Annotated in this window: 14 protein-coding genes; 3 read left to right on the forward strand and 11 right to left on the reverse strand. The window is 73.7% G+C overall.

Translation table 11 applies throughout. From position 1 onward, the window contains the following. Positions 1–100: 100 nt before the first annotated feature. The gene (locus tag ACERM0_RS01025) at positions 101–532 is read left to right on the forward strand and encodes a hypothetical protein (RefSeq protein ID WP_373676630.1); all 432 of its coding nucleotides are present in this window, start codon (positions 101–103) and stop codon (positions 530–532) included. Between the two features lie 6 nt (positions 533–538). Here the strand turns inward: ACERM0_RS01025 and ACERM0_RS01030 are convergent, their stop codons facing one another. The 10 genes from ACERM0_RS01030 to ACERM0_RS01075 all read right to left on the reverse strand — a co-directional run bounded on the left by ACERM0_RS01030 (position 539) and on the right by ACERM0_RS01075 (position 8,766). After that, positions 539–1,537 (reverse strand): aldo/keto reductase, encoded by a 999-nt coding sequence (locus ACERM0_RS01030; protein ID WP_373676631.1) that lies wholly within the window; start codon positions 1,535–1,537, stop codon positions 539–541. Positions 1,538–1,614: 77 nt separating this feature from the next. Then, positions 1,615–3,423, reverse strand: a complete 1,809-nt coding sequence (locus tag ACERM0_RS01035) for a complex I subunit 5 family protein (RefSeq protein ID WP_373676632.1) — start codon at positions 3,421–3,423, stop codon at positions 1,615–1,617. Further along, positions 3,416–3,775, reverse strand: a complete 360-nt coding sequence (locus ACERM0_RS01040) for a sodium:proton antiporter (protein ID WP_373676633.1) — start codon at positions 3,773–3,775, stop codon at positions 3,416–3,418. Before ACERM0_RS01040 ends, ACERM0_RS01035 begins: the two co-directional genes overlap by 8 nt. Then, entirely contained in the window at positions 3,772–4,542 is a 771-nt protein-coding gene (locus tag ACERM0_RS01045; protein ID WP_373676634.1) for an MnhB domain-containing protein, read from the reverse strand. The genes ACERM0_RS01040 and ACERM0_RS01045 overlap by 4 nt, the downstream gene beginning before the upstream one ends. After that, the gene (locus ACERM0_RS01050) at positions 4,539–4,778 is read right to left on the reverse strand and encodes a DUF4040 domain-containing protein (protein WP_373676635.1); all 240 of its coding nucleotides are present in this window, start codon (positions 4,776–4,778) and stop codon (positions 4,539–4,541) included. Before ACERM0_RS01050 ends, ACERM0_RS01045 begins: the two co-directional genes overlap by 4 nt. Then, positions 4,775–5,089 carry a monovalent cation/H(+) antiporter subunit G gene (locus tag ACERM0_RS01055; RefSeq protein ID WP_373676636.1) on the reverse strand — a complete coding sequence of 105 codons (315 nt, stop codon included), beginning with the start codon at positions 5,087–5,089 and terminating at the stop codon, positions 4,775–4,777. Before ACERM0_RS01055 ends, ACERM0_RS01050 begins: the two co-directional genes overlap by 4 nt. Next, the gene (locus ACERM0_RS01060) at positions 5,086–5,334 is read right to left on the reverse strand and encodes a monovalent cation/H+ antiporter complex subunit F (RefSeq protein ID WP_373676637.1); all 249 of its coding nucleotides are present in this window, start codon (positions 5,332–5,334) and stop codon (positions 5,086–5,088) included. Before ACERM0_RS01060 ends, ACERM0_RS01055 begins: the two co-directional genes overlap by 4 nt. Continuing rightward, positions 5,334–5,900, reverse strand: coding sequence for a hypothetical protein (locus ACERM0_RS01065; RefSeq protein WP_373676638.1), 567 nt, complete (start codon positions 5,898–5,900; stop codon positions 5,334–5,336). Before ACERM0_RS01065 ends, ACERM0_RS01060 begins: the two co-directional genes overlap by 1 nt. Before the next feature lie 11 nt (positions 5,901–5,911). Continuing rightward, entirely contained in the window at positions 5,912–7,000 is a 1,089-nt protein-coding gene (locus tag ACERM0_RS01070; protein WP_373676639.1) for an NAD-dependent epimerase/dehydratase family protein, read from the reverse strand. Then, positions 6,997–8,766: a protein kinase gene (locus tag ACERM0_RS01075; protein ID WP_373676641.1), complete on the reverse strand. Its 1,770-nt coding sequence runs from the start codon at positions 8,764–8,766 to the stop codon at positions 6,997–6,999. Before ACERM0_RS01075 ends, ACERM0_RS01070 begins: the two co-directional genes overlap by 4 nt. Positions 8,767–9,016: 250 nt before the next feature. On the opposite strand from ACERM0_RS01075, the gene ACERM0_RS01080 reads away from it, so the two are divergent. Next, on the forward strand, positions 9,017–10,600 hold the full coding sequence (locus ACERM0_RS01080) for a sodium/solute symporter (protein WP_373676642.1): 1,584 nt from the start codon (positions 9,017–9,019) through the stop codon (positions 10,598–10,600). 12 nt (positions 10,601–10,612) lie between these two features. Next, positions 10,613–11,050: a universal stress protein gene (locus tag ACERM0_RS01085; protein ID WP_373676643.1), complete on the forward strand. Its 438-nt coding sequence runs from the start codon at positions 10,613–10,615 to the stop codon at positions 11,048–11,050. Positions 11,051–11,068: 18 nt separating this feature from the next. Here the strand turns inward: ACERM0_RS01085 and ACERM0_RS01090 are convergent, their stop codons facing one another. Next, positions 11,069–12,103, reverse strand: a complete 1,035-nt coding sequence (locus ACERM0_RS01090; RefSeq protein ID WP_373676644.1) for a S66 peptidase family protein — start codon at positions 12,101–12,103, stop codon at positions 11,069–11,071. Between the last annotated feature and the right edge of the window lie 456 nt (positions 12,104–12,559).

Here is a 12,559-nt window from a genome sequence, read left to right on the forward strand (position 1 = left end):
GCTACCCGGGTGCCGCCTGCAACCGCACGGCGGCCGACGACGTCTCACGTCACGACGCGGGCCGGACGGCGGCCCGCCGGTCGTGAAAAGGACCGTCGCGATGCGCGTCCCCACCCTCCTGGCGGCGCTGACCGCCCTCGTCGTCGCGACGGCCGGCTGCGGCAATGGTGCCACCGCTGCCACGTCTGGTCCCGACCAAGCCGTCTCCAGCGGCGACGCCGGTCCGAGTGCCGGCATGTGCGCCGCCGACGCCCCCGACTGCGTCGACACGGTCATCGAGCCCGCTGCCGGCGCCGACGGGTTCGTCCCCGAGGCCGAGCGCGAGACGGCCCGGGCGATGGTCGGGCTGGCGGAGGACGAGCTCGCGCCCGACGTGCGGGTCGGCCGGCGCGGTGGCGAGCAGATGATGCTGACCGAGGACTACGTGCTGGGCCGCAAGACCGTCGAGCTCGACGACGACGGCGCGGGCACGTTCCGGGTCGTCGCCGTGACGGTCGAGCTGCCGGACGGGCCCGAAACCGTCACCGGGTGAGGCCGCTCACCAGCGGTCGTGCACGTGCTCGCGGACCTGCCGGTCGTACAGCTCCTTGATGGCTTGCGCCGTCGACTCGTCGACCGGCGGCAGCGAGAGCACGGCCGCGTTGGCTCGCGCCTGGTCGGGATTGCGGGCCCCGGGGATGGCCGCGGTGACGCCGTGCTGGTCGGCCAGCCAGCGCAGCGCCAGCTGGGCGGGGGTCACGCCCTCGGGTGCCAGCGCGGCGAACTCGCGGGCCGCGGCCACGCCGACCTCGAACGGCACGCCGGCGAAGGTCTCGCCCACGTCGAAGGCCTCGCCGTGCCGGTTGAAGTTGCGGTGGTCGTCCGCGGCGAAGGTCGTGTCCTCGTTGAAACGACCCGACAGCAGCCCGCTGGCCAACGGGACCCGCGCCAGGATCCCGACTTTCTGTGCCGCCGCCCGGGGCAGCACCTCGTCGAGCGGCTTCTGCCGGAACGCGTTGACGATGATCTGCAGGCAGGCGACGCCTGGGCGTTCCAACGCCCGGATCGCCTCCGCGACCGTCTCCACGCTGACGCCGTAGGCACGCACGAGTCCGTCCTCGCGCATCGCGTCCAGGGCGGCGAACACCTCGTCGTCCTCCAGCACCTCGGGCGGTGGGCAGTGCAGTTGGACGAGGTCGAGCGCCTCCATCTCGAGGTTGGTGCGACAGCGCTCGACCCAGTCGCGCAGCGCCTCAGGGGTGTAGGCCGCGGCCACGTGAGGGTCGGCGCGCCGGCCCACCTTCGTGGCGACGAACAGCTCGTCGGCGTCCGGCCCGAGGTCGCGTCGGAAGGCGGCGACCAGCCGTTCGCTGCGCCCGTCGCCGTACACGTCGGCGGTGTCGAGCAGGCGCACGCCGTCCTCGACCGCGGCGTGCAACGTCGCCAGCGCGTCCGCCTCGGTGACCTGTCCCCAGTCACCACCGAACTGCCAGCAGCCGAGGCCGATCGGCGGGACCTCCCGGCCGGTGTCGCCGAGCGGGCGGGGTGCGTCGGTCATCGCGGAACTCCTGGCCGGTGCTCGGGGTGGTGGAAAGCGGGTCGGAGGCGACTCGTACCAGGTCGCCGGGGGTCGTGCTATCCGGCGCCGCGGCCGGACAGCACCACCCACCAGACCAGGACGGCAGCGCCGGCGGTGAGCCAGGCCGTGTAGTCGCCGACGTGGGCGGTGTGCAGCCCGCGCAGGGCCCGGACGGGCGCCCCCAGCCGGCCCGGCCTGCGGCGACCGCGCCAGCGCGCCGCCACCAGGCCGCCGAGCACGGCCGCGACGCCCGCCAACAGCCCCGTCGCCAGTGACGAGGCGCCCCACACGTCGGGCGCATCCGGGCCCGCGGCCCGCGCCGGTGGGGCGCGGTCCAGGACGGCGGCGACGTAGGCAGCGCGGTCGTGGAACATGCCGGCGGCGCGCGCCACACTGGTCTCCGTGCCCGGCAGCAGCGGCACGACGACGCCGGCGACGATCAGCACGGCCGGGAGCCAGACGAAGGCGGCCGGCTGGTGGTCCTCGGGCTCGGGGTGGTCCTCGGCGACCTTGCCGTGCGGATCGGCGGCGACCGGCCAGCCGGTCACCAGGTGCACGACGTGCCGCAGGGCGGCGGCCCCGGTCAGGACCGCGGCGGCGTACAGCACCGGGACCACCGCGTAGCGGCCGGCGTCCTCGGCCGCCCCGGACAGCGCGGCCTTGCCGGCGTACAGCCCCGACGGCGGCAGACCCGCCAGTGCGAGCCCGCCGAGGGCCAGCAGCGCGACCACGACCGGCAACCGGGCGCCGCGCCCGGACAGCTCGCCGACCTGCAGGTGACCCCAGCGGTGCAGCACGAGCCCGGCCAGCAGCAGCAGCCCCAGCTTCACCGGCGCGTGGCCGAGCACGTACAGCGCCACGGCCGCGGTCGCCTCGGGGGCCGCCAGCCCGAGCCCGGCGGCGGCGATCCCGAGGTGGGACACGCTGGAGAAGGCCAACAGCCGCTTGAGGTGGTTCTGGCACAGGCTCATGATCCCGGCCACCACGGCCGTGACGGCGCCGCCGACCAGCAACGCCAGCGCGACCGGTGACGCCGGGTCGTCGCCGCCGCCGAGCGCCACCACCTCGATGCGGGCGATGCCGTAGAGGGCCAGCGGGAGCAGGACGGCGCCGAACAGCCCGGCGTGCTGGACCGTCGTCGCGGTGTGCAGGTCGGCGTGAGCGAAGTGGAACGGCACCAGCCCGGCCTTCACCGCGAGCCCGGTCACCACCATCCCGACGGCCAGCGCGAGCCCGACCCCCCAGGCCTCCTCGGGCAGGGCCGCACCGGCCGCCGCCAGGTTCGGCGTGCCCAGCCGCCCGTGCAGGAGCCCGACACCGGAGAGCACGAGCACCGCGCCGATCGTGCTGGTGACGGCCATGTTCACGGCCGCCGGCAACGCCGCCGGGTCGTCGGTCTTCCCGGCGGTGATGGCGTAGACCGTGATGCCCATCAGCTCGAGGAACACGAACATCGTGAAGAGGTCGCCGGCCAGCAGGAACCCGTTGGCGGCCGCCAGCAGCAGCGCGGTCAGGACGTGCGTGAGCCCGCCGCCGCGGGCACCCGCGGCGGCGAAGTGCACGAACACGGCCGTCACCAGTGCGCTCGTGAGCGTGACGAAGCCGGCCGCCAGTGGATCGGCGACGAACGGGATCCCGACCGGCAGGCCGTCCACCGGCCCCCAGTCGCCGAGGTGGTGCACCAGCGGGCCGGCTGCGGCGCGGACCGTCACGACGGCGCCGATCGCGGTCGTGGCGGCGGCCGCGGCGATCGCCACCACGTCCGGTGCCCGCCTGGTCGCGTGCACGCCCGGGACCCGCGTCAGTGCCGCGCCCAGCAGCGGGATCGCGACCAGCAACGGGAGCAGCCCCGCTCCCTCACCCACGCAGCACGTCCAGGTCCGCCGGGTCGAGCGTGTCGTAGCGGCGCTTGATCCGTACGACGCAGGCCAGCAGCAACGCGGTGACCGCGACGCCGACCACGATGTCGGTGACGGCCAGCGCCTGCACGAGCGGATCGGCCAGCGCGGCGCCCGCACCGACGTCCTCGTCGATCACCGGTGCGGTCGCGCCCTCCGTGTGGCCGACGCCGACCAGCAGCAGCCAGGCGCCGGCGTGGACCAGCGACGTGCACAGCACGGTGTGCTGCAGGTCGCGGGTGGCGACGATCCCGTACAGGCCGGCGAGGATCAGCCAGGCCGCGACCAGCAGCGGGAGCGCGTCGACCACCGCGCTCACGCCGGCTCCTCCCGCTCGAGGGGCTCCTCCTGGACCTCGGCGACGATCAGCAGCACGGCGGCGCCGGCCTCGATGGCCACGAGGAAGCTGAGCGCCAGGATCGTCCCCGACGACACCAGTTCGCCGAGCGCGCCCAGCGGCAGCACGTTGGTCAGGAACGCGCCCGCGACGACCAGGCCGGCGAGCCCGACCAGCACGTAGCCGCCGAGGCTCACCGCCTCCAGGACGTCGAGCTGCCGGTCGGGGGCGAAATGACGCTGCGCGCGGTAGCGGCCGGCCAGGAACACCAGCGCCAGGGCCGTGACGGCCAACGCGCCGGCCTGCAGCCCACCACCGAGGCTGAGGTGCCCACGGAAGGTCACGTACACCGCGAAGACCGCCGTCGGCACCACCAGCGCGAGCGCGGCCGCACGCACGGCATCCGACGTCGCCGGGACCGACCGGCCGGGCGCACCGCGGCGGGGTTCGTGGCGGCGACCTTCGCCGGGCAGCTCGCGCAGCACCAGCTGCAGGCCCGCGGAGGCGGCGAACAGCGCCAGGGCCTCGCCGAGCGTGTCGGTGGCGCGCAGGTCGAACAGCACGCCGGACACGGCGTTCGGCGAGCGCTGCTCGACGGCGGCGTCCACCAGCAGGCCGGCGAGGTCGCTGCCCGCGGAGGTCGCCGGCGCGAGGTCCAGCAGGCCAGCGAGCAATGCCGTCCCCAGCACGGCGCCGGACACGGCGAAGACCAGCAGGCGGCGTCTGACGTCCCGGGAGCGCGCGCTCATTCGGAGCGTCCCCGCAGCTCGGCGAGCGTGACGAAGATCAGCAGCGGCACGACCAGGCCGCTGACGACCACCTGCGCCAGCGCCGCGTCAGGGGCCTGGTAGAGCAGGAACACCAGGGCCAGCACGAGCCCGAACAGGCCGAACACCAGCGCCTGGTGGACGATGTCGCGCGTCATCACCACGGCCGTGCCGACGACGCCGGCCAGGAGCACCGCGAGGATCCGTGCGAGCGTCATTCGACCACGTCCGGCGCGTGGTCCCGCAGCCGCGAGACGTCGCCGCGCACCAGTCCGGCCCGGGCGGTGGCATGTGTCGCGACCGGCGCGGCGACCTGCAGCACGCCGACCACGACGGCGACCCGCGCCGTCGTGCCGCTCAGCCCGAACGAGGCCGCACAGGCCACCAGCAGCGCAGCGGAACCGACGTGGGCGAGCGGGCCGAGGAAGTGCAGCCGGTCCAGGGCGTCCACCGCCAGCAGCACCCCGCCGACCGCCACGACGCCGGTGACCAGCACGACCCCCAGCGCGACCGCCGTGAGCGCGGTCACAGCCAGCGCTCCAGGGAGCGGGCGTACACCAGCGACCCGGCCAGTGTGAGCACCGCCAGCGCGACGGCCACCTCGAAGAAGACCAGCCGCCCGGACGCGATGCCGTACACGACCGCGGCGATCGGCGCCAGCATCCCCGTCAGTTGCAACCCCACGACGCGCGTCAGCGTGTCGCCGCGCAGCACCGCCATGCTGGCGACCGCCACCAGCGCGGTCACCGTCACGGCCGCGACCGTCCAGACCATCAACGCGGTTCCGTGAGGCGCGGATGGATCGGCGGCGTGTCCGTGTCGCTCAGCCGGTGCACGATCGCGACGTCGCGCTCGTGGTCGAAGCCGAGCAGGATGGAGTTGGGCTGCAGCGTCGTCGCGATCGTGGCGACCACCCGGCGCGTCGTCGCGGCGGTCTCTGCGTCGCCGGCGCCCGCGGGGACGTCGGTGCCCTCCTCGTCGGCGCCGGCGGACGCGGGGCCGACGACGAACGGCACCTCGACGATCTCGCCGGCGACGCGCCGGCCCCGGACCAGGTCGACGAACCGGCACGTCACGATCCAGCTGTCGCGCAGGAGTCCGACGACGATCGCCGGCAACAGTGGCAGCCAGGTCGCCACGGTGGCGGGGCGGTGACCCAGCCGGCGGCGCAGTGCCGCACCACCGACGCCGGCGGCGACCGCGAGCAGGCCGGCCACCACGAGGTCGTGCCAGTGGAGGCTGCCGGCGAACAGCAGCCAGAGCACCGCGACCAGCACGCCCTCCAGCAGCACGCGCCCGCCGGTGCCGTGGCGTCCCGGCCGTGTGACCTGGTCGTCCAACGTCGTCGTCCTCAGCCGGTGGGCGTGCCGGGGTGCGGGTCGATCTCCCGTGCCCCCTGTGCCGTGGCGAACTCGGCCGGCCGTGCCTCGGCGGTGTCGGGCGCGAGCGCCGGGGTCGGACCGCCGGCGCGCTCGCGCAGCCCCGCGATGACCTCCTGCACGGCGTCGGTGGCCGAGACGCGCGGCTGCCAGCCCAGCTCCGTGCGGGCCCGCGTGGTGTCCAGCAGCGGGCAACGCAGTGCGATGTCGAACCAGCCGACGTCGACCGGGTGCAGGCGGGCCGCCCAGGTCGCCCGAACCGCGGTCCGCGCCAGCCGCACGGGAACCCGAACGGTGCGGGCACCGAGGAGGTCGGCCAGTTCCTCGAGGTCCAGGACCGGGTCGGCGGCGAGGTTGAACGCCCCCCGGACGTCACGGACGACGGCCGCCCGGAACGCCTCGGCGACGTCGTCGGTGTGCAGGGCCTGGAAGCGCAGTCCGGGCACGTCCGGCAGCACGGGGACCGCCGACGCGCGCGCCAGCGCGTTCGGGAACAGCGACCCCAGGAACAGGCGTCGCATGCGGGAGGCCGCCTCGGCCTTGAACAGCAGCGCCGGCCGGAGGCGGACGACCCGCCGTGACGGCTCCCGAGCCTCCAGCGCGTCGAGCACGCGTTCGACGTACGCCTTCTCCCGCGAGTACGGCGAGGTGGCGATCCCGTGGGTCGGCCACGACTCGTCGACGGCGCGGCCGTCCTCCGGTCCGGGCGAGTAGGCGCCGACCGACGACGCGTGGACCAGCACCGGCACGCCCTCGGCCGCGACGGCGTCGGCGACGTTCACGCTGCCGACCACGTTGACGTCCCACAGCCGTGACAGGTCACGACTGGGCTGGATGAGCCAGGTCAGGTGCACCACCGCGTCGGCGCCCCGTACGAGCCGCCGCAGACCGTCGCGGTCCAGCACGTCGCCCTGCGCCCAGGTGACCTTCGGAGGCGACTCGCCCTCCGGCAGGTGGCGGGCCACCCCCACCACCTCGTCGACGGCGTCGTCGGCGCTCAGGCTCCGCACCACGCTGGTGCCGACGTTGCCGGTGGCACCGGTCACCACGACGCGCATCATCCACCCACCGTCGGTTCGAAGCTCCCGGCGATCGCCGGGAACTGCTGGGCGACCTCGTCCCAGTTCCCGGCCGGCGCCTGGAGGTTGAGTGCGTACGCGTGCCCGAGGTCGTCGGCGAGCACGTTGAGGTTGATCGCCTGCAGCGACGCGCCGCCGCTGGCGTAGGTGTACTCCCACATCGCCGCGTCCCAGTCGCGGTAGGTCGCCGGTTGCAGGCGCACGCGTTCGTAGTCGGACTGGCGCTGCGCGAACGCGGCCTCCGCGGCTTCCCAGTCCGCCACGGGGTCCGAGGCGGGGTCGTCGGTCCAGTCCACCCGCAGGTACGCCCCCGTCTCGGGATCGACCCAGTCGGTGCGGTTGCCGTCGGCGGCCCGCTCCTGCCAGTCCGGCGGGACGGCGACCCGGTAGGTCGCCCCTTCGACGACCTGCCAGTCGCCGGGTGGGTCGCTCTCCGGGACGGCGAACGACTCGTCGCCCGCGGGCGCGTCCTCGTTGCCGTCGGCCGGTTCGGTGGTGCCGGTGGCGGCGTCGTCGGTCGGTGCCTCGTCGGCGCCGGCGTCTCCGGCGTCGCCGGTCGCCTCGTCGGTGGCGTCGTCGGGGGCGTCCTCGGTGGCGTCCTCGGTGGTCTCGTCGTCGGCGGGCGTCCGTTCGGCGGTGTCGGGGGACGCCTCGTCCGTGGATCCGCCCTGCGCCACCGGCGGATCGGCCTCGTCGGGCGTCCCGTCGTCACCGCCGAGCACGAAGACCAGGGCGGCGACGATGGCCAGCATCGCCACCGCGGCCAGGATCATCGACCGGCGTCGGCCGGCGGAACCGCCGGTGACGGTCCTCCCTTCCGCCTCCAGGGGCGGTGTGTCGTCGTTCGCCGGGCCACGGACGGCTGCGCCGACGGGCCCGGCCACCGTGGCGGCGACGTCGTCGGCGGCCAGCGTCATCGCGGAGGCCGGGATGCCGGCCACGGTCGCCAACTGCTCGCGCACGCGGTCGGCGTCGGGACGGGCCGCGGGGTCCTTGCGCAGCAGGGCGGTCAGCGTGTCGCGCATGGCGTCGGCGCGTTCGAAGGGCCGCGCGGGCTCGTTGACCACCGCGTGGACCGTTGCCAGCGGCGTGCGCCGCTCGAAGGGCGGCGCGCCCTCCACCGCGAAGTACAGCGTGGCGCCCAGCCCCCACAGGTCGGCCGGCGGGGCGGCCGCCTCCCCGCGGGCCTGCTCCGGGGCGAGGTAGCTCGGTGACCCGAGCGCGACGCCCGTGCGGGTCAGGCTGACCTCGCCCGCCAGCGCCGCGATGCCGAAGTCGGCCAACTTCACCGTGCCGTCGTCGAGGACGAAGACGTTGCTCGGCTTCACGTCGCGGTGGACGACGCCGCGGCGATGCGCCTCCGAGAGCACCTCGAGGAGCCCGAAGCCCAGCGCCGCCGCCGCCGCCTCCGGCAGGGGCCCCTGTTCCTGCACCCGTTGGCGCAGCGTCGGCGCGGCGACGTACTCCATGACCAGATGCACCACGTCACCGTCGTCGATGACGTCGTGGACCACGACGGCACCGGGATGGTCCAGACGGGCGGCGGCGCGTGCCTCGGCCAGCACCCGGCGGCGCAGGCGTACCCGCTCCTCGTCGGACAACTCGTCCGGGATCTCCACCTCTTTGACGGCGACGGGACGGCCGAGCGTCTCGTCGGTGGCCTGCCACACGGTGCCGCCGCCCCCACGGGCGATCCGGCGGACGAGTTCGTATCGTCCGCCGACACGTCGTCGGGTCACCGGTTCCACGGCACCGACCGTAAGCGTCGGATGCCGTGGTGGGGACCCGCCCGCCCCCTGCCGAACGGGCGGAACCGGCGTGCCGTCGGCGCCGGCACGTCCCGACCGAGGTGGCGAGACACCGCCGAGGCACGCCACTCCGTCCAGCGGGACCGGAGCAGGTCACTGGCCGAACACCCCGCCACGCCCGGCGGGCGCCGGCGACGACTACTTGGCTCGGCCCAACCGCTGGAGAGGGCGGCCGGGGGAAGGAGCACGCGTGCCGGAGTTCGACCTCGCGACGATCGACCTGGCCATCATCGGCGCCTACATCGTGGGCATCCTCGGGATCGGCTTCTGGGTCGGCCGCGGCAAGGAGGACTCCGAGGGGTTCTTCCTGGCCGGCCGCGGCATGGTGTGGCCGCTCGTCGGCTTCGCGCTGATCTCCGCCAACTTCTCCGGATCGCTGTACCTCGGGCTGGCCGGTGCCGGCTACAGCCAGGGCATCGCGGTCTGGAACTACGAGTGGATGGCGACGCTCGTCCTCGTGTTCTTCGCCGTCCTGATCCTGCCGATCTACCTGCAGTCGAAGATCCAGACCGTCCCGGAGTTCCTCGAGCGCCGCTACGACAAGAGGTCACGAAAGGCGTTCTCCGCCTTCAACGTGGTCACCGGGATGCTCATCGACAGCGCCGGCGCCATGTTCGCCGGTGCGCTCGTGCTGTCACTGCTGTTCCCCGACGTCCCGCTGATGGTGCACATCATCGCGATCGCCCTGCTCGGCGGCATCTACGTCGCGCTGGGCGGTCTGCAGGCCGTCATGATCACCGACACGATCCAGGGGGTCCTGCTGCTCGGTGCCGGCGGCGTCATCTTCGTGGCGGCGTTCGCCAACTTCGACTTCGACTGGTCGGTTCTGCCGGAGCTCGCACCCGAGGGCGGCTTCACCATCGCTCCTCCCCCGGACGACGACTTCCTGCCCTGGCCGGGGTTGTTCACCGGCGCGATCTGGCTCGGCTTCTACGTCTGGATCACCAACCACATGGTGGTCCAGAAGGTCCTGTCGGCGAAGAACCTCGACCACGGCCGCTGGGGGGCCCTGTTCGCCGGCTTCATGCAGCTGCCCCTGCTGATCCTGCTGATCTTCCCGGGCATCCTGGCCCGCGGCTTCTTCGACGAGCTGCCCGACGACGACCTGGCCTGGCCCGCCCTCGTCTTCGAGATCCTGCCGGTCGGGTTGCGCGGCCTGATCGTCGCGGCACTGATCGCCGCGCTGATGTCGACCCTCGACTCCGTGCTCAACGGCGCCTCCAGCCTGGTCGTCAACGACTTCATCCGGGAACGCCGGGACTACACCGAACGGCAGCTGTTGCTGCGCGGCCGCATCCTGGTCGGCGTGTTCATGGTCATCGCCGCCGCGTGGGCGCCCGTGATCCTCACCTTCGAAGGCATCGTCGAGTTCTTCCAGTCCTTCCTCGGGTACGTGACGATGCCGATCGTGATCGTCCTGCTCGGCGGGATCTTCTGGAAGCGCGCGTCGCGGCAGGCCGGCTTCTGGACGCTGGCGACCATCTTCCCGCTGGGCCTGGTCGCCTTCTTCGCGACCGAGATCTTCGAGCTGATCGAGATCCAGTTCCTCTACGGCACCGGCATCATGTTCGCGATCAGCGTGATCGCCTTTGTCGTGATCTCCCTCGCGACCCCCGCGCCGGATCCCTCGACCTTCGAGGAGGTCAGCTTCGACCGGGACGTCTGGCGCAAGGAGAGCCTCGAGCTCGCCGAAAAGCCGAAGTACCAGAACTACCGCTGGCTCGCCGGTGCCCTGTTCGTGCTCACCATCGCCGTCATCATCCCGTTCATCTGAGGAGGCCCGTCGATGCCCTTCTTGCCCACCACGGTGCTCGTCGCGACCGATGGCAGCGAGAGCAGCCGGGCCGCTCTGCTGGCCGCCGTGGACCTGTGCCGCGCCACCTCGTCGCCCCTGCACCTCGTGCACGCGAAATCGACCTCACCGACGTTGCGCGGCCGCCCCATGACCCCGGGGCAGCGCACCGCCACCGAAGACGAGGGCGAGCAGCTGCTGAAACGTGAGGCCGAGGCGGCTGCCGACGCCGGCTGGGAGGTCGAGGGGACCCACCTTCGCCACGGCGACAGCGCCGACCGGGTCATCGGCCAGGTCCAGGCGGAGCTCGGGGCCGGGTTGCTGGTCGTCGCCGCCGGCCGCTCCGGCTCGGTGGCCGGGCGACTGCTGCGGCCCACCGGCGCCGGCACGGTCCGCCGCGCGCCCGGCTCCGTGCTGGTCGTCCGCGCGTGATCGACGACCTCGCACCGGTCACCGCACAGCGGTCTCGCAGAACGTGATCGCCCGGGTCGCCGGATCGATGCGGACCCTCGTGCCCTGCGGGACGGTCCAGATCGGGTCGGTGTGCCCGAAGTCGACGTTGGTGACGACGGGCAGGTCGTGGAGGCCCTGCTCCCCGCGCACGACGTCGAGGATGGCGTCGTCGTACCGCCCGTGCTCCTCGACCGGCAGGTTCGCGCCGCCGGGACGACCGAAGACGAGGCCGGCCAACCGCTCGAGCTCTCCCGTCAGCGCCAGCGTGCGCAGCAGGTAGGTGAGGCGTTCTGGAGGAGGTTGGTCCTCGCTCGTCTCCAGGAAGAGCACCACGCCCTCGAGCGACGGCCACCACGCCGTGCCACGCAGGAAGTCCAGCACCTCGAGGCATCCCACGAGCGACGGGCCTTCGTGCACGACGCCGCCGTGCCACCGCCACCCCGTAGGCGGCTGCAGTGCCCGTGCCTGCTGCTGGTCGGCCGGATCCGCCCAGTCGCGCTGCTCGACCGTCCAGCCGCCGCGGTTCTCCGGCCACTGGAGCGGTGCCGTGGGCTCGAACAGGGTCCGACGGATGCCGTCGACGAGGTAGTCGTGCAGACCGGCGTTCTCCGCGAAGCCGGCCATGATGGCCGGGCCGTAGAACGACACGACGCCGGCACGCAGCAGCGCCATCTGGGTGATGGTGGTGTCGGAGTAGCCGAGGAACACCTTGGGGTTCGCGGCCAGCAGGTCGAGGTCGAGGTGCGGGAGGAGCCGGATCGAGTCGTCACCGCCGATCACCGACACGACGCCGGCGATGTCCGGATCGGCGAACGCACGATGGAGATCGTCGGCCCGCGCCGCGGGCTTCGCCGCCAGTGTGGCCGCGTCCGCGAGCGTGTGCGGCATCTCGACGATCTCGACCCCGAACGCCTCCTCGAGCTGCCGCTTGCCGGCCTCGTAGCGGTGGGGGAAGGTCCCCGCGCCGCCCCACGACAAGGAGACCGCGGCCAGCCGGTCGCCTGCCCGCAAGCGCCGTGGCTTCGTCAGCATCGCGTCCCTCCCGCGGCGAACCGCGTCGCCGAACCCGACCCTACAGCTGCCACCACGACGACCCGGTGCCAGCCTGCCTTCTCCGGGCTGGGAGCCTGTCGAACACCGCGCCTGGACCGCGCGCGATGCGGCTGGCCCTCGGCTCCGCGACTACCTCCTCGCTCCGGGGCAAGAGCGCAGCCGCACGGCTCAGGCGCTGCGAGCGCCCTCGGTGCGTCCGGCCTGCCGGTCCGTGTTCCTGGACGAGGGGCGCGCGCTCCGCCCCGGACGTCGACATGCCGGAAACCTGGCCATGCTCAGGGAGTGGGCGGGCGCTCGGCCCGGCCCGACCGCCGGAACGCCGGAAACCTGGCCATGCTCAGGGAATGGGCGGGCGCTCGGCCCGGCCCGACCGCCGGAACGCCGGAAACCTGGCCATGCTCAGGGAGTCGGCGGGCGCGCGGTCCGCCCCGGACG

The sequence above is a fragment of the Egicoccus sp. AB-alg2 genome (assembly GCF_041821065.1).
GTDB lineage: Bacteria > Actinomycetota > Nitriliruptoria > Nitriliruptorales > Nitriliruptoraceae > Egicoccus.